Raw genomic sequence first — 24,224 nt, 5'->3', positions numbered from 1 at the left:
TCCCGGGCCACATCGCCGCTACCGGCACCCCGCAGCTGCTCAGCAGTCACCGGACGCAAAGCCAACGACTCCACCGACGCCACATGCGCACCCGTGCCATCAGCCAACAGCAACGACACACCCGAACCCGAGCGCGCAATCCGCACCCGCAACATCCGCGCACCCACCGCCGAGAGCGACACCCCCGACCACGCGAACGGCAGACCAGGCGAACCACCCTCGACCGCCTCCGGAGCAGCAACCCCGCCGGCGAGTCCGAACGCGTGCAACGCCGAGTCCAACAGCGCGGGGTGCACACCGAACCCGTCGATGTCCGCCCCCTCGGGCAGAGCGACCTCGGCATAGACGTCGTCACCCTGCCGCCACACCGACCGAAGCCCCTGGAACAGCGGCCCATAGCCGAGGCCTTGGTCCGCCAGACGGTCGTACACATCAGCCGTCTTCAACTCGACGGCGTTACGCGGGGGCCACACCTCAAGCCCCTCACCCACAGCCCCGGCCTCGACCGACAGCACACCCCGGGCATGACACACCCACTCGCCCTCGGCATCATCAGCCGGCCGCGCATGCACACTCACCACACGACGACCGTCAGCACCCGCCGCCGCCACCGACAACTGAACCGACACCCCACCACGCTCAGGCAGCACCAACGGCGCCTCCAGCGTCAACTCCTCAAGGCCCCCGCAACCGACCCGCTCCCCCGCATACAGCGCCAGATCCACAAACGCCGTACCCGGCAGCAACACCGAACCCAGCACCACATGATCCGCAAGCCACGCATGCGACTGAAGGGAGAGCTGTCCGGCAAACAGCCAGCCGTCCCCGTCCGCCAGCGAGACGACCGCGTCCAGCAGCGCGTGCTCCACTAGCCGTGCTCCGAACCCCGTGCCGTCGACGGCATCCGCCGGAAGGGACTTCAGCCAGTAACGCTCGTGCTGGAAGGCGTAGGTGGGCAGGTCGACCCGGCGCGCGCCGGTACCGGCGTAGTACGCCGACCAGGCAACTCCCTTACCGCGCACGTACAGTTCGGCCAGGGCGGTGACCAGCGAGCCCGGCTCCTCACGGCCCTTGCGCAGCGCGGGTACGAAGGTGAGTTCCCCGCCCTCGGAACCGGATACGACACTCTCCTGCCCCATCGCGGACAGCACGCCGTCGGGACCCAGCTCCAGGAAGCAGGTCACGCCCTCCGCTTCCAGCGCCCGGACGCCGTCCAGGAAACGGACCGCCTCACGCACATGCCGGACCCAGTACTCGGGCGAGCTGAGGTCCTGAGCCGAGACAACCTGTCCCGTCACGTTGGACACAATCGACAGCTGCGGGGCGTTGAAGGTCAGCCCCTGTGCGACCGCCCGGAAGTCGTCGAGCATCGCGTCCATACGCGGCGAGTGGAAGGCATGGCTGACCCGCAGCCGCTTGGTCTTACGACCCTCGCCCTCGAAGTGCGCGGCGATCCGCAGGACCTCTGCCTCGTCGCCCGAAATCACCGTGGAGCGCGGGCCGTTGAGGGCAGCAATCGACACGCCGTCGACCAGCAACGGCAGGACCTCGTCCTCCGCCGCCTGCAGCGACACCATCGCCCCACCGGCCGGAAGGGCCTGCATCAGACGGCCCCGCGCCGCCACCAGCGCGGCAGCGTCCTCCAGCGACAGCACCCCAGCCACGCACGCAGCCGACAGCTCACCGATCGAGTGGCCCAGCAGATAGTCCGGCTTCACACCCCACGACGTCACCAGCTCAAACAGCGCCACCTCAAGCGCGAACAGACCCGCCTGCGTGAACTGCGTCTGATCCAGCAGCTCACCACCGTCGAAAACCACCTCACGCAGCGGCCGGTCCAGATGCTGGTCCAACTCCGCACACACCGCGTCGAACGCATCCGCAAAGACCGGGTACGCCTCGTACAACTCCCGGCCCATACCCGACCGTTGCGAGCCCTGACCCGAGAACAGCACACCCACCCGACCCGGCGACACCGAGCCCTGAACCGTCCGCTCGCCGAGCAGCACTGCCCGATGGCCCAACACCGCACGTGACGTCACCAGAGAGAAACCGACATCCACCGGCGACAGCTCAGAGCGCTCGGCGACGAACGACCGCAGCCGCTCCACCTGCCCCGACAGCCCCGCCGCCGACTTCGCCGACACCACCCACGGCACCACCGGCAGTGCCACGGGAACCCCAGCCGCCTCCGGCTCCTCCGCAACCGGCGCCTGCTCCAGCACCACATGCGCGTTCGTGCCGCTCACACCGAACGACGAGACACCCGCGCGACGCGGCGCCCCCGTCTCCGGCCACGCCACCGACTCCGTCAGCAGCTCAACAGCACCCGCCGACCAGTCGACCTGGGGCGTCGGCTCATCCACGTGCAGGGTCCGCGGCAGCACACCCTCGCGCATCGCCATGACCATCTTGATGACACCGGCGACGCCGGCCGCCGCCTGTGTGTGGCCGAGGTTCGACTTCACCGAGCCCAGCAGCAGCGCACGGTCGCCCGACCGTTCCTGGCCGTACGTGGCCAGCAGCGCCTGGGCCTCGATGGGGTCACCCAGCGTCGTGCCCGTACCGTGTGCCTCGACCGCGTCGACGTCCGCTGCCGTCAGGCCCGCGCTCGCCAACGCCGCTCGGATGACACGCTGTTGGGACGGGCCGTTCGGGGCCGTCAGGCCGTTGGACGCGCCGTCCTGGTTGACGGCGGAGCCGCGCACGATCCCCAGCACCTCATGGCCCAGGCGCCGCGCATCCGACAGGCGCTCCACCAGGAGTACGCCCACGCCCTCGGACCAGCCCGTGCCGTCCGCGCGCGCCGCGAACGACTTGCAGCGGCCGTCGGAGGCGAGGCCGCGCTGGCGGCTGAAGTCCACGAAGGTGACGGGAGTCGCCATCACCGTCACGCCACCGGCCAGCGCCATCGTGCACTCGCCCTTGCGCAGCGACTGCACCGCCAGGTGCAGGGCGACCAGGGACGACGAGCAGGCCGTGTCGATGGTGACGGCGGGGCCTTCGAGCCCGAAGGCGTAGGCCACGCGGCCGGAGACGACGCTGCCCGAGTTGCCGACGCCGATGAACGCCTCGACCCCGTCGGGTACGGAGCCGAGCCGGGCCGCGTAGTCGTGGTACATCAGGCCCGCGAAGACGCCCGTACGGCTGCCGCGCAGTGACGTCGGGTCGATGCCCGCGCGTTCGAAGGCTTCCCAGGAGGTCTCCAGGAGGAGCCGCTGCTGCGGGTCCATCGCCAGGGCCTCGCGCGGGGAGATCCCGAAGAAGCCGGCGTCGAAGTCGCCCGCCCCGTAGAGGAAGCCGCCTTCCTCGGTGGCCGACTTGCCGTCCTGGCCCGCGTCTGCCTCATAGAGACCGCCGAGTTTCCAGCCGCGGTCGTCCGGGAAGCCGGAGACGCCGTCGGTGCCGGTGGAGACGAGTTGCCAGAGTTCCTCGGGGCTGGTCACGCCGCCCGGGTAGCGGCAGCTCATCCCCACGATGGCGATGGGCTGCTGTTGCTCGGCCTCCAGGTCGCGGAGGCGCTGTCGTGTGCGGCGCAGATCCGCGGTCGTCCTCTTCAGGTAATCACGGAGCTTCTCTTCTTTTTCCACTCAACCCAACCCGTCGCGGCGGTCAGCAGGTGAATATCGGCCCACCATCAAACGGTCCGTCAACGAGCCTCAATTCGTCATCGATGGGCACCAATGAGCGTCATTGAGCTCGGGTCCCGTGGAGTGGCGCGACTGGTGTGTTCCGGCCGGAATACCTGAGTGGTTTCTTCGGTGATTTCGCAACACCGCGCACTCCGAAATGATCCTCCCTACTCGGGGAATCTACGGGTGGCTCGTCGAACCGGACAACCCCTAGGCGGTTGCCGCAGCCCCCTAGCCGGGCACCCCGTACCCGGAGTGCGTACCCCGGGCCAGGAGGAGTGCGCCGCGCAGGGAGGAGAGTCCGCCGAGTGCGGCGGCGCGGACGGGGGCGAGCCGGTGGCCGGGCCTGCTGAGGGCGGTCGCGGCAGCTGCCACCCGGTCGGTGAATCCGGGCAGTCCGTCGGCGAATCCGCCGCCGATCAGGGCCAGGGAGGGGTGCGTGAGTTCGTTGAGGTTGACGACGACGACGGCCAGGGCGGCGCAGCTTTCCTGTACCGCGGCGACGGCCCAGGGCTCGTCGTCGCGCAGGCCTTGCCCGAGGTCGGCGAAGGTCGTGGTGGTGCCGCGCAGCCGTGCCGCCCTGCGCAGGGTGGCCGGGCCGGACGCGATGGCCTGTGCGCAGCCGCGGCGGCCGCAGTCGCAGCGCGGTCCTGTGCTGTCGACGATCATGTGGCCGACTTCGCAGGAGCCGCGGTCCGGGCCGGGGCAGGGCCGGCCGTCGACGACCATGCCGCCGCCGATGCCGGTGCCGACGCCGAGGTAGACGAGGTTCCGGCAGCCCGCCGCGTCGGCCTCGGCCAGGGCGGCGAGGTCTCCGTCGTCGGCCCAGGCGACCTCGCTCCCGGGGAACAGGGGGTGGAGCGCGCCGCGCAGGTCGAGTCCCGTCCAGGAGGGGCGGTTCGGCCAGGTGGTCACCCGGCCGGCGCCGTCGACGGTGGCGGGCATGGCGATGCCGACGGAGGTGACCGGCCCGGGCGTGGCGGCGAGGAGCGCGTGGACCTGCGTGGCGAGGGCGGCGAGGTCGTCGTGTGCGGTGCTTTCGGGGCTCGGCCATGGGAACACGGTTTCCTGGGATCGCGTGCCGTTCTCGGCGCGCAGGGCGACCTTGGTGCCGCCGATGTCGATTCCCAGATACGTCATCGTGTTCTCCATGGCCGGGTTCCCTCGTCCGTTATTCGCCGGGGGTGTTTCCGGTGGCGGGCACGGCGAGAATGTCGAGGGAAAGGGTGAGGTGACGGGCGGTCATGCCTTTGTCGACGGTGATGCCGAATGCGTACCTGTCGATTCGGGTGGTGGCGCGGAAGCGGATTCCGTCGGTCCCGTGTTCCGGCTGCTCGACGGTGAGTTCGACGGGCTGAGCGGTGGCCTTGACGGTCAGTTCTCCGCGCAGGACGTATCCGGTGCCCGTGTCCTGGACGGCGTGCGAGGCGAAGGTGATGTGGGGGTGCGTCGTCGTGTCCAGGTACTTGGATGAGCGTACGACCTTGTCGCGGGTTCCGCTGTCGGTCGTGAAGCTGTCGGCGGCGATGACGGCCGTGGCCGACGACTGCGTGGGCTCGGCGGCTATGTTCACCTGGCCCGAGGCGAGGGCGAACGTTCCGTGTACGGCGCCCAGGCCGAAGAAGTGGCGTGTGGTGAAGGCGATCTTGCTGCGTCCGGCGTCGATGGTGTAGGTGCCGGGTGCGGGGGCGGTGGGCTGGTCGTCCGTGGTGTACGGCATGGGAATCCTTGGGTGAGGCGGTCGGTTCCGCGGGGGCGAGGGGCGGTTCGGGGGCCGTGGGTCAGCGGCGTCCGAGAGGGGTGCGCTCGGTCGTGGCTCCGTCGTTGCGCAGGTCCACGGGGAGGTCTTTTCGGCGCCTGACGTTGAGCTTCCGGTAGACGCGTGTCAGGTGCTGCTCCACCGTACTTGCGGTGATGTGCAGTTTCCCGGCGATCTCGCGGTTCGTGCAGCCCATCACGGCCAGTGCGGCGACCCGTCGTTCGGAGCCGGTGAGGGAGGTGATGCCGTCGGCGCCCACGGGTGCGGTCTCGAATCCGCCGACGTCGCCGGAGGCCGACGTGAGTTCCTTGCTCAGCGGGCCCGCGTTGCACAGCTTCGTCACGTGCCAGGCCCTGCGGAAGACCATGCGGGCCCGTCGGTGTTCGTCGAGGGCGCGATAGCTGCGGCAGAGGTCGACGAGCACCCTGGCCTGTTCGTAGCCGTCGCCGCAGTCCTCCAGGAGGTCCAGTGCCTCGGTGAGCAGTTCGGGCTGTCTGCTGACGGGGCCGAGCGCGGCGAGGAGGCGCAGTGCCGAGCCGCGGGCGCGTGGGTCGTCGGCGCCGGCTCTGGTCAGCTCGTCGTAGACGAGGCGCTTGGCCTGGTCCGGGTTGCCGAGGCGCAGCCAGGCCTCGGCGGCTCCGGTGCGCCAGGGGATGAGGGCCGACGCGTCCAGGTCCCAGGCGCGCATGAGTTCGCCGCAGGACAGGAAGTCGGCGAGGGCGGCGTGCGGGTGGCTGGTGGCGAGGTGGTAGTGGCCGCGGGCGTGCAGGTAGTGCAGTCCGTAGCGGCTGTGGAACATGGCGTCGGTCGCGGAGTGCGTGAGGCACTGGGCCGCTTCCTCGTAGTCGCCGGTTCTGGTGGCGGCGAGGACGAGGCTGCCCAGCGGCAGGCCGATGGCGACGCCCCAGGCCTTGGGCGCGAGGTGGGTCAGTGCCTGGCGGGCGTGGTCGGCGCCGACCGTCAGGTCGCCCTGTCTGATGGCCGCTTCGGCGCGCATGGCGGCCAGTGTCGCTGTGCGCACCGGGGTCTGCCGGGGGGTGGCGGGGTCGTTCAGGCGGTCGCACCAGTCCGCGGCGCTGCCGGGGCGTCCGGCGCAGATCAGTACGGACAGGGCCAGTTGGACGGCCTCTTCGGTCCAGGGGCTGCGGCGGCCGACGCCGGTCTCCGCGAGGATCTGTTCGGCGCGGTCGGCGGCCTGCTGGTCGGGGCCGCGGGTGATCAGGTCGCCGAGGTCGGCGGCCGAGCGCCACCACGGGTCGCTGAGGGGGGTGAGCAGGTGGCCGGTGTCGCCGCCGCGGGTGAGAGGGTGGCGGCTTCTGCGGGCGAGCGGGGGGTGGGTGGCGGCCAGCCACCTTTCGATGTCGCGGGGTTCGTCGCGGGATTCGGGCCGTTGGTCGCCGGCGGTGCCCCTGAGGTGTCCGAGGACGGTCTCGGCCTCGTCGGTCCTGCCGTGCCAGAGCAGGTGCCTCAGGAGGACGAGGCGGTCGCCGTGGCCGAGCCGGCCGCCGCGTACGGCGGCGACGAGCGGGGTGAGGTGGCGGGCCGCGGCGGAGGGGCTGAGTTCCCATTCGGCCTGGGCGAGGCGTGCCCTGATGGCCGGCCTGTCCTGTTCGTCGGAGCTGGAGCGGTGGGCGAGTTTGAGGCACTCGGTGGCCATCTGCGGGTCCTCGCCGAGCATCGCCTGCTCGGCCGCTTCCAGGAGCACCCGCACCGCCCAGGGGCCGTGGGTGTGCCTGGCTTCCACGAGGTGCCGGGCGACGGTCATCGTGGGTGCGCCCCGGTCGTGCATCAGCTGGGCGGCGCGGCGGTGCAGGGCGAGGCGGTCCTGCGGGGAGATGTCATCGACGACCGCGGCGCGGGCCACCGGGTGGCGGAAGGCGCGCTTGTCGATGAGTCCGGCGGCGTCCAGGTCGTGCAGGGCACGGCTGACAGTCTCCGTGTCGAGCCCGGCCAGCTGGCTCAGTTCGTCGTCGGCGCCCGCGTCGCCGAGCACGGCGAGGGCGCGGACCACCTGGAGCACGGCGGGCCTGTCGCGGTACAGGCAGCTCAGCAGGGCGAGTCCGTATCCCTTGGCGCGGGGTGCGCCGGCGATGTGGCGGTCCTCGATGAGGGCGTGCAGGAGCAGGGGGTTGCCACCGCTGGCGCGGAAGAGGGCGTCGGTGTCCCAGGGTGTCGCGTCGCCGGTGCGGGTGTCGGTGAGGGGGGTGTCGGTGGCGGGTGTCCCGGCCCCGCCGTGCAGTACCGCGGCGACGCCTTCGCGGGTGAGGGGGGCGAGGCGCAGCTGGTGGAAGTGCGGCTGCCGGCGCAGCTCGGCGCGGAACGACGAGTGCTGCGTCTCGAAGTCCGCCTCGTCGGTGAGGACCACCAGGACGCGGGCCGAGCCGAGCCGGCGTGCGATGTAGAGCAGGCAGTGCAGGGAGGGGACGTCGGCGTGCTGGACGTCGTCGACGGCGATCAGCAGGGGCGTCTCGGCGGCGAGGTCGAGGACGGCCACGCCGAGGCCGTGGACGATGCGTACGAGTGCCGCTTCGACGGCGTCGTGGTCCGGCCGGGCAGGGGCGTCCGCGCACGCCCCGTCCCTGAGTAATCGGTCCACTCGGGCGGCGAGTTCGCCCGGCAGGGTGTCGCTGCGCAGGAGTTGGCTGAGCACTCCGAAGGGCAGGGACTGCTCGGCGCGCGAGCAGGTGGCGCGCAGGACACGGACGTCCTCGGGGGCGCGGTCCGCGCACACTCTCAGGAGTTCGGTCTTGCCCGTCGTCGCCGGGCCGTTCAGGAGGACGATCTGACCCCGCCGTTCGCGGCACTCGTCCACCAGGCGGTCCAGGTACCGCACCTGTTCGTCCCGCTCGACCAAACGCACCCGTTCACCCCTGCCACCGCTGTGTGCACCGCCGGTTGTAGCTGCCCGTCACTCCGCGGGCTTGTGCGCGACGGCCATGACGTAGTCGATGCCGGCGAGTTCCTTCTTCAGCAGGTCCTGATCGCTCCAGTTGCGGGCCATGCCCTTGTAGCTGGTGGAGCTGACCTTGGCCTTGTACGAGAGGCTGGCGAGCCTGTCGACCATGAACTGGCGGTACTGCTCCCACACGCGGTCGCGGATGGAGTCGACGCGTGTCCGCTCGAAGCCGGCGTCGCCGAGCTGCTTGGTGTAGGTGTCGGCGGTGTACCAGTTGGCCTCGTCGTAGCTGATGAGGATCCAGCTCAGGGCGCGCGACTTGAGTTCCTTGCGCACCACGTCGTCGTCGGTGGGCAGGACGTCGGCCACGGCGAGGACGCCGCCGGGCCGCAGCACGCGGAACGCCTCCTTGAAGAAGTCGCTGCGCGGGTAGAAGTGGAAGGCGGATTCGAGGGCCACCACGCGGTCGAAGGTGTTGTCGGGGAAGGGGATGTCGGTGGCGGAGCCCTGCTGGAAGTCGAGCCGGTCCGCGACTCCTTCCCTCGTGGCCCTGCGGCGTGCGTGCTCGATCTGGTGGGGCGTGATGTTCAGGCCGTGGATCTTCTTGGGCTGTCGTTCGCGCAGCCAGGAGAAGTCCTGGTCGCCGTAGCCGAATCCGAGGTCGAGGACGGTGTCGCCGCTCTGTATCCCGGCGGCGTCGGCCAGCTGGGTGGCCATTTCCTCGGCTGCTTCGTCGAGGCTGGTGACGCCGTCGTTCCAGTAGCCGAAGTTGCAGTACGTCGTGGTGCGCTCGACGAACTCGAAGCTCGGCGGCATGAACTGGTAGAGGCGGCGGGTCCGTTCGACGGGGTCGCCCGTCGTGATCATGCGGACCAGCTTGCCGAACTGCTTCACTGCTTCGAACATCTGCGGAGCTGCCTTTCCCGTGGTGTGTGGCATGAGGGGTGTTCAGGGCTGCGTGTGCGCGAGTCGGCCACGCAGATCTTCGATGAGCGCGGCCAGGTCGTCGCGGTCGTGGGCGGTTCCGAAGAGGTAGAAGTCGGGGCGGACGAGCATGCCGGTGGCGGTGCCCGCGGCCGCTTCGGCGAGGTAGGGGAGGTAGACGTCGTCGATGTCGACGACGTCGTGCTCCCCGGTGTTCTCCGGGGCCGTGCCCGCGGGCAGCACTCGCATCAGATGGGTGTCCAGGGCATCGAGGAACGCCAGGTCCGCGGGGTCGAGGAGGAGCCGCGGGTCCTCGGTGCAGAGCAGGGTGAATCCGGTGCCCACGACGTCGTCGAACAGGCCGGTCCTGCCACCCTGTGCCACCCGTGCCTGCGGGACGAGGTTGCCCGCGCCGGGCTGGGGGGCGTGGCCGGCTCCGGTGCGCAGCAGTCCGCCGGTGAGCGACTGGGCGAGGGCGGGACCGCCCGGCGCCGCCTGGTCGCGGCCGCCGCGGGCACGGGCGCGGGCGGCCAGCAGGAAGGCGTCGCGTCCGGCGGCCGCGGCCCGGTCGGTCTGGCAGATCACCTCGCCCAGGGCGATGGACGTCTCGATGGCCGACCGTACGTGGGAGCTGCGTTCGACGGTGTAGGTGTCGAGGAGCTGTGCGTCGGCGAGGCCGTCGAGTACGAGGTGCAGCTTCCAGGCGAGGTTGACGGCGTCGCGGAAGCCCGAGCACATGCCCTGCCCGACGAAGGGCGGCATGACGTGTGCGGCGTCGCCCGCGATGAGGAGCCGGCCCGAGCGCCACTGGTCGGCGCAGCGGGCCTGTGTGGTGTAGACGGCGTGCCGTTCGAGGGTGGCGTTGTCGGGGTCGAGGCCGAAGAGTCCGAGGAGTTTCCAGACGTTGCCGATGTCGCCGAGGTCCTCGACGGTCTCGCCGGGGACGCGCATGAACTCCCAGCGCCGGTGTCCGGGGCCTGCCGAGACGGCCGTGCGCGGCCGGGCCGGGTCGCAGATCTGCAGGTTGTTGGGCTTGTACTCGCGCTTGTCGTGTGTGACGACGTCGCAGATCAGCCAGTCGTGGGCGAAGGAGTAGTCGGTCACGGCGGGGTCGATGCGGTCGCTGACGAAGCTGTTGGCGCCGTCACAGCCGATCACCCAGCGGGCGGAGTACGTGTGCCGGCCGCCGTCGGTGTCCTGGGCGACGACGTCGACCCGGTCCTCGTGCTCGGTCAGTTCCACGGCGACCTGGCCGCGGTGCACGGTGACGCCGGGGAGTTCCGCGCCGCGTGCGGCGAGCTCCGCCTCCAGGCCCGGCTGGTACATGGATGTCGACTCGGGCCAGCCCGAGGGGCTCTGTCCGGGCACGTCCATGTGGATGAGGGTCTGGCCGCGGGCGTTCTCCCACACGTACTCGCCGGTGGGTTCGCGGATGCCGTCCAGGCGGTCGGCGACGCCCGCGGCGGCGAGGATGCGGGCCGCCTCGCCGTCGTACGCGACGGCCCGGGGCATGCTGTACGGCTGCGGCCAGCGTTCGACGACCGTGACGGTGTGGCCGTGCTGGGCCAGCAGGATCGTCGCCAGCTGACCGACGGGACCGTAGCCGACGATCAGCACATCGGAGTTCACCACGTCTGTTCTCCCTGAGCGTTCACGCGAAAGGCCCGTAACCATGTTCAGGACCCCAGTTCGTTGTCGATGAGCCCGAAGATCTCGTCGTCGGTGGCCGAGTCGAAGTCGAAGTCGTCGTCCTCGGCGCCGAGTTCGTCCGCTCCGCCGCCCAGGGACCACCACTTGGCGGTCAGTGCCTCCAGGCGGGCCACGACGTGCGCGTGCAGTTCGTCGTCGGCGCCCGCCGTGGCGAACGCCTCCTCCAGCCGGTCGAGTTCGGTGAGGACCGCGGGTCTGGCCCCGGGAACCGTGCCGAGCCTGCCGCCGAGGTGGTCGGCGAGGACCGTGGGGGTGGGGTAGTCGAAGATCAGCGTGGCGGGCAGCCGCACACCGGTGGCGGCGGTGAGGCGGTTGCGCAGGTCCACGGCCGTCAGCGAGTCGAAGCCGATGCCGCTGAACGCCTGGTCGGCCTCGATCGACGCGGCGGTGTCGTGGCCGAGTGCGATGGCCGCCTCGGTGCGCACCAGGTCGAGGAGCGCCTCGGCCCGTTCGGCGTCGGGCAGGGCGGTCAGGCGCTGGGTGAGCGAGGGTCCTTCGGCGGCCGCGGTGGCGCGTGCGGTTCTGCGCGGGGCGCGGACCAGACCGCGCAGCAGCGGCGGCAGGTCCGCCGGCTCCGTGTCGCCGAGCGCGGCGAGGTTCAGTCGGGCGGGCATCAACTGGGCGTGGCTCGACCGCAGGGCGGTGTCGAGGAGTCGCAGGCCCTCTTCGCTGCTCAGGGCGTCCATGCCGGCGCGTCCGCCGCGTCGCAGTTCGCCGGTGCCGAGCTGCCGTGTCATGCCGCTCGCCTGTGCCCACAGCCCCCAGGCGAGGGAGGTGGCGGGCAGGCCGTGCGCCTGCCGGTGCTGGGCCAGGGCGTCCAGGAAGGCGTTGGCTGCGGCGTAGTTGGCCTGGCCCGGGGTGCCGAACAGGCCGGACGCCGAGGAGAACAGGACGAAGGCGGCCAGGTCGGTGTCCCTGGTCAGTTCGTGCAGGTGCCAGGCGGCGTCGGCCTTGGCGCGCAGCACGGGCTCGAAGCGCTCGGGGCCGAGGGAGGTGACCACGCCGTCGTCGAGGACACCGGCGGCGTGCACGACGGCGGTCAGCGGGTGGGCGGCGGGGATCGCGGCGAGGACGGCGGCCAGGGCGTCGCGGTCGCCCGCGTCGCAGGCGGCGAGGGTGACCTGGGCGCCCTGCTCGGCCAGTTCGGCGCGCAGGGTGCGGGCGGCTTCGGAGGCGTCGCCGGTCCTGCTGACGAGCAGCAGGTTGCGTACGCCGTGTTCGGCGGCCAGGTGCCGGGCGACGAGACCGCCCAGGGTGCCGGTGCCTCCGGTGATCAGTACGGTGCCCTCGGGGTCGAAGGCGCGGCCGTGTTCGGGGGCGGTGGCGGGCAGTGGGGCGAGGCGGGGCACGAGGGCGCGGCCCGCGCGGATCGCGATCTGCGGTTCCCCGGAGGCGACGGCGGCCAGGGCGGCCTGCCGCGAGGCTTCGTGTCCGTCGAGGTCTGCCACGGCGATGCGGCCGGGGTGCTCGGACTGCGCGACGCGCACCAGGCCCCACACGGCGGCCATCGCGGGGTCGGGGGCGTCGCTGGTCCCGGTCCCTTCGGGCAGGCAGCCGCCGCGGGTGAGGATCAGCAGGCCGGGTCCGTCATGCCTTTCGTCCTCTTCGTTCAGGTGGTTCTGAACGGCCCGCAGGACGCGGTCGCACAGTTCGCGGGTCCGCTCGGGGCCCTCGGCCGCCGTGGTGTCGGTGAGGTCGACGAGGAGCGGGCCCGGGGACTGCGCGGTGCGGACGGGCAGGGGCAGCGGGGTCCAGTCGAGGTGGTGGAGGAGGTCGTGCGGGGTCCGGTGGCCGCGCAGCTGGTCGGCGGCGACGGGTCGGAACACCAGCGAGGCGAGCGAGAGGACCGGTTCCCCCGCGGGGTCGGTGGCCTCCAGGGAGAAGGCGTCGGGTCCCGCCGGGGCGAGCGTGACGCGCAGCGCGGTGGCTCCGGAGGCGTGCAGGGTGAGGCCGTTCCAGGCGAACGGGAGGAGCAGCCGGTCCTTGCCGATGCCGGACAGGGCGCCGAAGCTGGCCGCGTGCAGGGCGGCGTCGAGAAGCCCGGGGTGCAGGCCGAACTCCTGGGCGTGGGCTGCTCGTTCGTCCGGCAGGGCGACTTCGGCGTAGACCTTGTCGCCGTGGGTCCAGACGCTGTGCAGTCCGCGGAAGAGTGGTCCGTACGCGTAGCCGGCCTCGCGCATGGCCGGGTAGAAGCCGTCGGTGGCGGCACGCTCCGCGGCCGGCGGGGGCCAGGTCCGGGTGGCGGTCTGCGGGGCGTCGGCCGGGGCGGGGGCGAGCAGGCCGTCGGCGTGCCGGGTCCAGTGCGCGTCGGGGGCCGCGGCGGCCGGGCGGGAGTGGACGGTCACGGGCCTGCGGCCCGTCCCGTCGGGGGCGGCGACGGCTATCTGGAGCTGGACGGCGCCCTGTTCGGGCAGGACGAGCGGGGCGGCGATGATCAGTTCGTCGAGGTGGGGGCAGCCGGTTTCGTCGCCGGCCCGTACGACGGCGTCGACGAGTGCGGTGCCGGGCACCAGGACGGCGCCGCCCACGGTGTGGTCGGCGAGCCAGGCGTGGCTGGACAGGGAGAGCCTGCCGGTGCAGAGCACTCCGTCGCCGTCCGGCAGGGTGACGAGGCCGCGCAGCAGCGGGTGTGCCGCGTCGGTGAGTCCGGCGGCGCCGGCGTCGGCCCCCGCCGTGCCGGAGTCCAGCCAGTAGCGGCGGCGTTGGAATGAGTAGGTGGGCAGGTCGACGCGGCGGGCGGCGCTGCCGGTGAACAGCGGGGCCCAGTCCACGGGGACGCCGCGGACGTGCAGTCGTGCGAGCGCAAAGACGACGGCCCGCGGTTCGCTCTGGTCGCGCCGCAGGGTGGGCACGGCGGCGACGGCTTCGCCCGCTTCGGCGAGGCAGTCCTGGACCATCGCGGTGAGCACTCCGCCGGGGCCCAGTTCGAGGAACGTGCCGACTCCGTGGTCGTGGAGGGTGCGTACGGCGTCGTGGAAGCGGACGGCCTGGCGGATCTGGTCGGTCCAGTAGTCGGGCGAGCACAGTGTCTCGGCGTCCGCGAACGTTCCGGTGCTGGTCGAGACGAAGGCGACGGTGGGCGGCCGGAAGGTGAGCCGTGCCACGACGGCGCGGAAGTCGTCGAGCATCGGCTCCATGAGCGGCGAGTGGAAGGCGTGGCTGACGTGGAGCCGCTTGGTGACATGGCCGCGTGCCGCGAGTTCCTCGGCGAGCCGCAGGACTTCGGTCTCGTCGCCGGAGAGCACCACGGACGAGGGGCCGTTGACCGCGGCCACGCTCACCCGGCTCTCGAGGCCGGCGAGCAGTGGCAGCACATCGTCCTCGGGCGCGTCCACGGCGACCATGGAGCCGCCGTGCGGGAGCGCCTGCATGAGCCTGCCGCGCGCGGCGACCAGGGCGCAGGCGTCGGTCAGCGAGAGCACTCCGCCGACGTGCGCGGCGGCGAGTTCGCCGACCGAGTGCCCGGCGACGGCGTCCGGCCGTACTCCCCAGGACTCCATGAGCCGGTACAGCGCCACTTCCACGGCGAACAGCGCGGCCTGGGCCATCGCGGTCTGTTCCAGGAGCGCCGGGTCGTCGCCGAAGACCACGTCGCGCAGGGGGCGGGGCAGCCGTGGGTCCAGCTCGGCGCACACCTCGTCGAAGGCTTCGGCGAACACCGGCTGGGTGGCGTCCAGTTCGCGGCCCATGCCGATGCGCTGGGCGCCCTGTCCGGTGAAGAGCACCGCGCAGCGTCCGGTGACCGGGGCGCCCTGGGTGAGGGCGGCGGCCTGTTCGCCGCGGGCCAGGGCCCGCAGTCCGGCGAGGAGCCCGTCCCTGTCGTCGGCGACGACGACGGCCCGGTGTTCCAGGGCGGAGCGGGAGGTGAGGGAGTACGCGATGTCGACGGCGTCGGGCGCCAGGGGCCCTTCGGCGAAGTCCACGAGGCGTGCGGCCTGGGCGCGCAGCGCCTGCGGGGTGCGGCCGGAGAGCAGCCACGGTACGGCGGGCAGCTGCCGCGATCGTGCCGGGTCATCGGCATGCGGCGGGGCCGCGGCGGACGGGGGGCCGTCCTCGGTGGGGGCCTGTTCGATGATGACGTGGGCGTTGGTGCCGCTGATGCCGAACGACGACACTCCGGCCCGTCGTGCCCGGTCGTCGACGGACCAGTCGCGGGGCTCGGTGAGCAGTTCGACGGCGCCGGTGGTCCAGTCGATGTGCGGGGAGGGCTCGTCGATGTGCAGGGTGCGGGGCAGAACGCCGTGCCGCATCGCCATCACCATCTTGATCACGCCTGCCACGCCGGCGGCGGCCTGGGTGTGCCCGATGTTGGACTTCAGGGATCCCAGCCACAGCGGGTGGTCCGCCGGTCTGTCCTGGCCGTAGGTGGCGAGGAGGGCGTGCGCCTCGATGGGGTCGCCCAGGGTGGTGCCGGTGCCGTGTGCCTCCACGGCGTCCACGTCGGCCACGGTCAGCCCGGCGTCGGCGAGGGCCTGCCGGATGACGCGCTGCTGCGATGTGCCGTTGGGGGCGGTGAGTCCGTTGCTCGCGCCGTCCTGATTGATGGCCGTGCCGCGTACGACGGCCAGGACCGGGTGGCCGTTGCGGCGGGCGTCGGACAGCCGCTCGACGAGCAGCAGGCCCGCTCCCTCGGCCCAGCCGGTGCCGTCGGCCGAGGCGGCGAAGGCACGGCACCTGCCGTCGGTGGACAGCCCCTGCTGCCGGGAGAACTCGACGAAGCCGTCCGGCGTCGCCATCACCGTCACGCCGCCGGCCATGGCCAGGTCGCACTCGCCCGACCGCAGGGCCTGGCAGGCCATGTGCAGGGAGACGAGGGACGAGGAGCAGGCCGTGTCCACGGTGACGGCGGGGCCTTCGAGGCCGAAGGTGTACGCCACGCGTCCGGAGAGCACGCTCGCCGCGTTGCCGGTGACGAAGTACCCCTCGACGCCGCGCCGGTCGGGGCTCTGTCCGGCGCCGTAGTCCTGATGCATGGCGCCGACGAACACGCCGGTTCTGCTGCCGTGCAGGGACTGCGGGTCGATGCCCGCCCGTTCCAGGACCTCCCACGCGGTCTCCAGGAGCAGCCGCTGCTGGGGGTCCATCGCGAGCGCCTCGCGCGGCGAGATCCCGAAGAAGGCGGCGTCGAAATCGCCCGCGTCGTAGAGGAAACTTCCGTGCCGGACGTACGACTTGCCGGTCTTGGCGGGGTCGGGGTCGTAGAGGTCGTCGACGTTCCAGCCGCGGTCGGTGGGGAACGCGGCCACCGCGTCGCCGCCGGCGTCGACGAGTTTCCACAGGTCTTCCGGGGAGGCGACGCCGCCCGGCAGTCTGGCGCTCATGCCGACGATGACGATCGGGTCGTCGTCGGGGCCCGCGGCGACCGGGCCCGGCACGGGCGGCTGCTCAGGACCGGTCCCGAGCAGCATTGCGCGCAGCCGGTCCGCGAGGGCCGTGGGCGTCGGGTGGTCGAAGACCAGCGTCGACGGCAGTGTCAGTCCGGCCGCCTCGGCCAGGCGGTTGCGCAGTTCGACGGCGGTCATGGAGTCGAAGCCCTGGTCGCGGAAGGCGCGGGCGGCGTCGACGGCGTCCGCGCCGGTGTGGCCGAGCACGGCGGCGGCTTCGGCGCGGACCAGGTCGAGCACGGCCCGGTCGCGCTCCGGCCCGGTCAGCGCGGCGAGCCGGGCCGCCAGGCCGGTGGCGGGCCGCTGTCCGTCCCCGTCGGGCGTCGCCGGCGCGGCCTGTGCGGCGCGTACGTCGGGAAGGTCCTGGAGGAGGGGGCTCGGGCGGCTCACGGTGAACGCGGCGTGGAACCGCACCCAGTCCATGTCCGCCACGGCCACGCAGGTGTCGTCGTGCTCGACGGCGCGCACCAGTGCGGCGAGGGCGCTGTGCGGGGGCATGCCGAGCAGGCCGAGCCGCCGCAGTCGTTCGGCGGTACCCGCCTCGGCGCCGAGTCCGATGCCGCCTCCCCACGAGCCCCAGGCCACGGCCGTGGCGGTCCGGCCTGCGGCGCGGCGCCGTTCGGCGAGGGCGTCGAGGTAGGCGTTGGCCGCGGCGTAGGCGCCCTGGCCGCCCGCTCCCCATACGCCCGCGCCGGACGACATGAGGACGAACGCGTCGAGGGGGGTGTCGCCGAGGAGTTCGTCGAGCAGTGCCGCGCCCGCGGCCTTGCCGGCCAGGACCCGGGTGAACTCCTGGGCGTCGGTGGCGTCCAGGGGGCTGTCCTGGCCCACCCCCGCGGCGTGCACCACCGCGGTGAGGGGGTGCACGCCGGGGGCGTTCGTCAGGAGGTCCTCGAGGGTGTCGCGGTCGGTGGCCTCGCAGGCGGCGACCGTCACGCGTGTTCCCCGGGCGCGGAGTTCGGCGGCCAGTTCCTCGGCGCCCGGTGCGTGCGGGCCGCGTCTGCTGGTCAGGATCAGGTGTTCGGCGCCGGCCTCGGCGAGCCGGCGTGCCGCTTCGGCGCCGATGCCGCCGGTGCCGCCGGTGACCAGCACGGTGCCGTGCGGTTGCCATCGGCGGGCGGGGGAGGCGTCGCCGAGGGGTGCGGGTGTCAGGCGCCGTGCGAAGACGCCGGTCGGCCGTACGGCCAGCTGGTCCTCGCCGTCGCGCCGGGCGAGCGCTCCGGCCAGTCTGCTTAAGGTCCGCTCGTCGAGGGTCTGCGGCAGGTCCACGAGGCCGCCCCAGGTGTGCGGCCGCTCCAGGGCGGCGACCCTGCCGAGGCCCCAGACCATGGCCTGTGCCGGGCTGATCGCCGGGCCGCCGGGGCCGGTGGTGACGGCGCCGCGGGTGAGCGCCCACAGAGGGGCGCCGCTGTCCGTGTCGGCGAGGGCCCGCACCAGCGCGGCCGTGCCCGCCAGGCCCGCGGTGTGGCCGGGGGCCTCGGGCATGGGGCGTTCGTCGAGTGCGAGGAGGGACAGTACGCCGTCGAAGTCGCCCTTTCCGGCGAGGTGTTGCCCGATGAGGTCGGCGAGTCGGCCGGTTTCGGCGTGGCGCGGGTCCACGTCGATCCGCTCGAACTCCGCGCCCAGGGCCGTCAGGCCGTCGAGCAGCGTGTCGGTGTCCGGCCCGCCGGTGGCGGGGACGACGGCGAGCCAACGGCCCGTGAGGGTTCCCGCGGTGTCGCCGGCCAGCCGCCGCCAGGTCACGCGGTAGCGCCACGCGTCGGCGGCGGACCGCTCCCGGTGCCGTCTGCGCCAGTCGGAGAGCACCGGCAGCGCGGCGGTGACCGCGCTCAGGTCGGCGCCCGTGTCCCGACCGTCCGCCCGCAGGGCTGTGGCGAGGGCCCGCGGGTCGGCGCTGTCGACGGCTTCCCAGAACGCCGCTTCGGCGGGGTCCGCGGTCGCCGTGGCGCCGGATTCGGGGGCCGCTTCGAGCCAGTAACGGCGGTGCTGGAACGCGTAGGTGGGCAGTTCCACGCGGCGCGCGCCGGTGCCGTGCGGGGACGGCGACCAGGGCACCGGAAGGCCGCGAACCCACGTGGCGGCGAGTGAGGTGAGGAAGCGCCGCAGGCCGCCTTCGCCGCGGCGCAGTGTGCCGCAGGCCAGTGCGTCGGCGCCCGCGCGCTCGACGGTCTCCTGGACCGCGGGGGTCAGCACCGGGTGCGAGCTGACTTCCAGGAAGAACCCGAAACCCTGCGCCAGCAGCGCGCGGGTCGCTTCCTCGAAGCGGACGGTCTGGCGGAGGTTGCGGTACCAGTACCGCCCGTCGAGTTCGCGGGTGTCCAGCCAGCGGTTGTCGACGGTGGAGTAGAACGGGATGTCCGAGGAGCGCGGGGCGATCGGCCGCAGGACCCGGACGAGTTCGTCCTCGATCTGTTCGACGTGCGCCGAGTGCGAGGCGTAGTCCACGGGGATGCGGCGCGCCCGCACCCCGTCCTCGGCGAGTTCGGCGGCGAGGGCGTCCAGCGCGTCGAGGGAGCCGGCGAGGACGACCGAGGAGGGGCCGTTGACCGCGGCCGTGGCGATCTGTTCCCCGTACGCGGTGGCGGCAAGGCGCCGGGCGGCCTCGTCGGGGGAGAGCGCGACCGGCATCATGCCGCCGTGGCCCGCCAGGTGCTGGGCGATGGCCCTGCTGCGCAGCGCCACCACTCGGGCCGCGTCCGGCAGGGACAGCGCCCCCGCCACGCAGGCGGCGGCGATCTCGCCCTGGGAGTGGCCGACCACGGCGTCCGGTTCGACGCCGTGGGAGCGCCACATCCGGGCGAGGGAGACCATGACGGCGAAGGACGCGGGCTGGACGACGTCGCAGCGGTCGAGGGTGGGCGCCCCGGGGGCCTGCCGGACGACGTCGAGGAGCGACCAGTCGACGTGCGGTGCGAGCGCGTCGGCGCACTCCGCCATGGCCTGGGCGAACACCGGTGAGGAGTCGAGGAGTTCGGCGCCCATGCCGGCCCACTGGGAGCCCTGGCCCGGCAGGACGAACACCACCTTGCCTTCGAGGTTCGCGCTGCCGGTGAGCACGCTCGGCGCGGCGGTGCCTTCGGCCAGGGCGGTGAGGCCGTGCCGGGCCTCTTCCCGGTCGGCGGCCACGACGACGGCCCGCTGCTCCAGGGCTGCGCGGGTGGTCGCCAACGCCTGGGCCACGTCGGTGAGTTCCTGCTCGGGCCGGGCGGCCAGATGGGCGTCGAGGCGGGCCGCCTGGGCCCGCAGCGCCTGGTGCCCACGCGCGGACACCGGCAGCGGCAGGGGGCCTTCGCCGCCCGCCCGCTCACCGTCACCGTCCGGGGCGGGCGCGGGGACGTGCTCGAGGATGACGTGGGCGTTGGTACCGCTCACTCCGAAGGAGGAGACCGCGGCCCTGCGGGGCCGTCCCGTCTCCGGCCAGGCGCGTGCCTCGGTGAGCAGTTCGACCGCGCCCGCCGTCCAGTCGACGTACGAGGAGGGCTCGTCGACGTGCAGGGTCTGCGGCAGCACACCGTGCCGCATCGCCATGACCATCTTGACGACGCCGGCCACGCCCGCGGCGGCTTGCGTGTGCCCGATGTTGGACTTCAGCGAGCCGAGCCAGAGCGGGCGGTCCGCGGGCCGGCCCTGGCCGTAGGTGGCGAGGAGCGCCTGGGCCTCGATGGGGTCGCCCAGGGTGGTTCCCGTGCCGTGCGCCTCGACGGCGTCGACCTGGTCGGAGGTGAGCCGGGCCTGGCCCAACGCCTGCCGGATCACACGCTGTTGGGCGGGTCCGCTGGGTGCGGTCAGGCCGTTGCTCGCGCCGTCCTGGTTGATCGCGGAGCCCCGCAGCAGTGCGAGGACCTGATGGCCGTTGCGCCGTGCGTCCGACAGCCGTTCCAGGAGGAGTACGCCGACGCCCTCGGACCAGGAGGTGCCGTCCGCGGCCTCGGCGAACGCCTTGCACCTGCTGTCCGGGGCGAGCGCGCGCTGCCGGGAGAACTCGACGAACGAGCCGGGCTCGGCCATGACGGCCGCGCCGCCGGCCAGTGCCATGGTGCACTCGCCCGCGCGCAGCGCCTGCGCCGCCAGGTGCAGGGCCACCAGGGAGGAGGAGCACGCGGTGTCGACGGTGATCGCGGGGCCTTCGAGGCCCAGGGTGTAGGCGACGCGGCCGGAGACGACGCTGCCCGCGGTGCCGATCCCGAGGTAGCCCTCGGTGCCCTGCGGGGCGTGCGCGGCGCTGGTTCCGTAGTCGTGGTGCATCAGACCGGAGAAGACGCCGACCTGCTGGCCGCGCAGTGACGTCGGATCGATGCCGGCCCGCTCGAAGACCTCCCAGGAGGTCTCCAGGAGCAGCCGCTGCTGCGGGTCCATGGCGAGCGCCTCGCGCGGCGAGATCCCGAAGAAGGCGGCGTCGAAGTCGCCGGCGTCGTGGAGGAATCCACCCTCGCGGACGTACGTCGTGCCCGGCCGGTCGGGGTCGGGGTCGTAGAGGGAGGCGATGTCCCAGCCGCGGTCGGCGGGGAACTCGGTGACCGCGTCGAGGCCCTGCTCCACGAGCTGCCACAGCTGTTCGGGAGAGGTGACGCCGCCCGGCAGCCGGCAGCCCATGGCCACGATGGCGACGGGGTCGTCGTCGGCGGCCGCCGTGAGCACGGGGACGGGGGCCGGTACGGCGGTGTCGTCCATGAGGACGTCGCGCAGGTGGCGGGCGAGAGCGGCCGGGGTGGGGTGGTCGAAGGCCACGGTGGCCGCGAGGCGCAGGCCGGTCGCCTCGGCCAGCCTGCCGCGCAGCTGGACGGCGCCCACGGACGTGCAGCCGTGCTCCTTGAACGCCCGGTCGGCGCCGATGGTCCGGCCGCCGGGCAGGTCGAGGACCTGCCCGGCGTGGGTGCGTACGAGGTCGAGGAGCACGCGGTCGCGTTCGGCGTCCGGCAGGGCGGTGAGCGCCTGGCGCAGGGCGGCGCCGTCAGCGCTGCCGCGGGGGGCCGAGCGCTCGACCACCTCGATGATGTCGCGGAGCAGCGCGGGTATCTCGTCGGCGCGCAGCGCCTCGGGGACGGTGCGCAGCGCCACCAGGACGGCGTGGTCGGCGCTCCTTGCCGCGTCGAGCATGGCCCGGCAGTCGTGCGCGGAGAGCCTGCCGATGCCGGCGCGGGGCGCCGGGGCGCCGTCGGCGCCGAGTCCGTCGCCGGGGCCCCACGCCAGGGAGAGCGCGGGTTGCCCGGCCGCGCGGCGGTGCTGGGCCAGGGCGTCGAGGAAGGCGGCCGCCGCGCCGTGTTCGGCCTGCCCGGCCGCGCCGAGCAGGCCGGCCGCCGAGGAGAAGAGCACGAAGGCGGCGGGGTGGTCGTCGGCGGTCAGCTCGTGCAGGTTGAGGGCGCCCGCAGCGGCGGCGGGCAGGAAGCCGGTGGTCTGCGGGTCCTGGCGGCCCCAGGTGTGGAACACCGCGGTGAGGGGCCGTTTGCCGCGTGCCAGTACGTCCGCGAGCGCGGCGCGGTCGGTGAGGTCGCAGGCCTCCAGGGTGACCCGGGCGCCGGCGCGGGTCAGCTGGGCCTTGAGGTCGGCCGCGGCACTGTCCGCCTCCCCTCCCTTGCTGACCAGCAGCACATGGCGTACGCCGTGGCCGATGACCAGGTGGCGGCCGGCCTCGGCGGCGGCCGCGCCGTCGGCCTCGCTGATCAGTACGGTGCCTCGGGGGTCGAGGGCGGGTTCGCGCTCGCCGGCCGCGAGGGTCGCCGCGCGGGCGAGCCTGGGCAGCAGGACGACTCCGGAGCGCACCGCGAACTGCGGCTCCTCGTGGGAGAGCGCGAGCGGCAGTGCGGCGGCGGTCCCGTCGTCGCCGCCGTCGAGGTCGGCCAGGACGAGGCGGCCGGGGTGTTCCGTCTGGAGGCACCGCGCGTGGCCCCACAGGGCGCTCTGCCACAGGTCGGTGATGTCCTCGTCGGGCGCGGCGGCGACCGCTCGGCTGGTCGTCAGGAGCAGTGTGCCGTCGGCGAACCGCTCGTCGCGGAGCCAGTCCTCCAGGTCGCGGGCGTGCTGCCGCACTCCGTCGTGCCCGGCGTCCCGTGCCGCGGCGAGCACGGTGACGTCCGGGGCGGGCGCGCCTGCCGTCACCGCGGTGCGCAGGGCCGCCGGGTCGGGGTAGGCGGTCACTTCCAGGCCGCGGGTGCGGAGTTCGGCGGTGAGGTGCTCGGGGTCCGGGCCGACCAGCGCCCAGCTTCCCGCGGGCCCGGCCGGCGGGTGGACCGAGGGCAGGGGGATCCAGTCGAGGCGGAACAGCGACTCGTAGTGGCTGGTGCCGGACGCGCGCAGTCTGGCGGGCTGTTCGAGCAGGACATGCCGGGTGATCTTGCCGGACGCGGTGCGGGGCACCTCGGCGATCTCGTAGAGCTCCTCGGGCACCTTGAAGTACGAGAGGTGTTCCCGGCAGGCGGCGAACAGGGCCTGCGGATCGAGCCCTTCGGGGCCGGGGACGATGCAGGCCACCGGTACTTCGCCGAGCGTCTCGTGCGGTTTGCCGACGACGGCGACGTCGGCCACGCCCGGCACCCGCCGCAGCACCGACTCGACCTCGCCGGGGTGGATGTTCTCGCCGCCCCGAATGATCAGTTCCTTGATGCGGCCGGTCACCGTGAAGTACCCGGCGGCGTCGCGGCGGGCCAGGTCGCCGGTGCGGTACCAGCCGTCCTGGATCGCCTGGGCGGTGGCCTCGGGCTGGTTGTGGTACCCGGCCATCACGCTGGGGCCGCTCACCCAGACCTCGCCCTCGGTCCCGCTGCCCACGTCCAGGCCCGTCTCCGGGTCCACCAGGCGCACGCCGAGGCCGGGAACGGGCAGGCCGCAGGAGCCCTCGACGCGGGCGCCGCTGGGCCAGTTGATCGTGATGGAGCCGCAGGTCTCCGTGCTGCCGTACGCGTCGAGCAGCGGAGCGCCGAACGTCTCTTCGAAGGAACGGCGCAGCTCCGCCGTGGTGATCGCGCCACCGACCAGGCACATCCGCAACTCCGGTGCGGTGAAGCCCTGTTGGCGGGCGGCCCGGACCAAGTAGTGGTACATGGTGGGCACTCCGGCCAGGAAGGTGGCGGAGTCCTCCCGGAGCGCGTCGAGGACCTCCTGCGCCTCGAACCCGTCGATGATCCTCGCGCTCGCGCCGACCGCGGTGACGCCCAGCACGCAGGCGATGTGGGACAGGCTGTGGAAGAGCGGCAGCGGCCACAGCACGCGGTCGTCGGCGGACAGCCCGGGGACGGGGGCGTAGCAGGCGGCCACGGACCACAGGCAGTTGCGCTGTGTGGACAGCACGCCCTTGGGCCGGCCGGTGGTGCCCGAGGTGTAGAGCATCCAGGCCAGGTCGTCGAGTCCGAGGTCGTCCCGCGGCCCGGTGGCGGGTTCGGTGGTGGCCAGCGTCTCGAAGGCGAGGGTTCCCCCCGGCGCGTCGGCGGGTACGCCGCGGCTGCCGATGACCACGACGCGCAGGTCGCGGCGGTCCTCCAGGACGCGGGCGAGCTGCGGGAGGTGGGCGGCGTCGGTGATGACGACGCGGGCGCCGCTGTCGTCGAGGAGGTGGGCCAGTTCGGCATCGGTGGCACGGGGGTTGAACGGCGAGCCGATCGCGCTGGCCCGGGTGATGGCGAGGTAACTCTCCACCATCTCCACGCAGTTGCCGAGGTAGATGGCCGCACGGTCCCCGGGCTGCAGCCGCAGTCCGGCGAGGTGGCCCGCCAGGCGTCCGGTGCGCTGTTCCAGCTCGCCGTAGGTCACGCTCCTGCGGGCGTCCCGGAAGGCGACCTTGCCCCCGAACCGATCGGCGTGTGCCCGCAGGAGTTCGGGCAGCGGCCGGATCAGTTCAGTACGCAGCATGTCACCACATCCGTCGGTTGAGCGGGGTACCTCGCGCGGCCCGTTTCCGCCGCCGGCTCACGGCGCAGGGCCGGTCG

At 73.1% G+C, this 24,224-nt stretch carries 6 protein-coding genes and 1 pseudogene; all 7 read right to left on the bottom strand.

All coding sequences use genetic code 11. The annotated features are described in order from the left end of the window. Window positions 1-3,548: pseudogene (locus IE255_RS15090) on the bottom strand (type I polyketide synthase); the annotation flags it as partial. Window positions 3,549-3,863: 315 nt separating this feature from the next. Then, a complete protein-coding gene (locus IE255_RS15085) occupies window positions 3,864-4,772 on the bottom strand; it encodes an ROK family protein (RefSeq protein ID WP_190050734.1) in 909 nt (302 codons plus the stop codon). Window positions 4,773-4,803: 31 nt separating this feature from the next. Next, entirely contained in the window at window positions 4,804-5,352 is a 549-nt protein-coding gene (locus tag IE255_RS15080; protein WP_190050733.1) for a YceI family protein, read from the bottom strand. Window positions 5,353-5,413: 61 nt separating this feature from the next. After that, the gene (locus tag IE255_RS15075; RefSeq protein ID WP_190050732.1) at window positions 5,414-8,251 is read right to left on the bottom strand and encodes a helix-turn-helix transcriptional regulator; all 2,838 of its coding nucleotides are present in this window, start codon (window positions 8,249-8,251) and stop codon (window positions 5,414-5,416) included. 48 nt (window positions 8,252-8,299) lie between these two features. Continuing rightward, on the bottom strand, window positions 8,300-9,193 hold the full coding sequence (locus tag IE255_RS15070) for an SAM-dependent methyltransferase (RefSeq protein ID WP_190050731.1): 894 nt from the start codon (window positions 9,191-9,193) through the stop codon (window positions 8,300-8,302). 42 nt (window positions 9,194-9,235) lie between these two features. Then, window positions 9,236-10,843: a bifunctional 3-(3-hydroxy-phenyl)propionate/3-hydroxycinnamic acid hydroxylase MhpA gene (mhpA, locus tag IE255_RS15065; RefSeq protein WP_229906405.1), complete on the bottom strand. Its 1,608-nt coding sequence runs from the start codon at window positions 10,841-10,843 to the stop codon at window positions 9,236-9,238. A gap of 44 nt (window positions 10,844-10,887) precedes the next feature. Further along, a complete protein-coding gene (locus IE255_RS15060; protein WP_190050729.1) occupies window positions 10,888-24,147 on the bottom strand; it encodes a type I polyketide synthase in 13,260 nt (4,419 codons plus the stop codon). Window positions 24,148-24,224: the final 77 nt, after the last annotated feature.

The sequence above is a fragment of the Streptomyces lomondensis genome (assembly GCF_014651035.1).
Taxonomy (GTDB): Bacteria; Actinomycetota; Actinomycetes; order Streptomycetales; family Streptomycetaceae; genus Streptomyces; species Streptomyces lomondensis.
The sequence above is the reverse complement of the archived record's forward strand: the minus strand, read 5'-3'. Positions and strand labels throughout refer to the sequence as shown.

Bases quoted from the DNA above. Each gene is read 5' to 3' on its own strand.
- IE255_RS15080 (WP_190050733.1), bottom strand. From the start codon at position 5,352: ATGCCGTACACCACGGACGACCAGCCCACCGCCCCCGCACCCGGCACC.
- IE255_RS15070 (WP_190050731.1), bottom strand. From the start codon at position 9,193: ATGTTCGAAGCAGTGAAGCAGTTCGGCAAGCTGGTCCGCATGATCACG.
- IE255_RS15060 (WP_190050729.1), bottom strand. From the start codon at position 24,147: ATGCTGCGTACTGAACTGATCCGGCCGCTGCCCGAACTCCTGCGGGCA.
- IE255_RS15085 (WP_190050734.1), bottom strand. From the start codon at position 4,772: ATGACGTATCTGGGAATCGACATCGGCGGCACCAAGGTCGCCCTGCGC.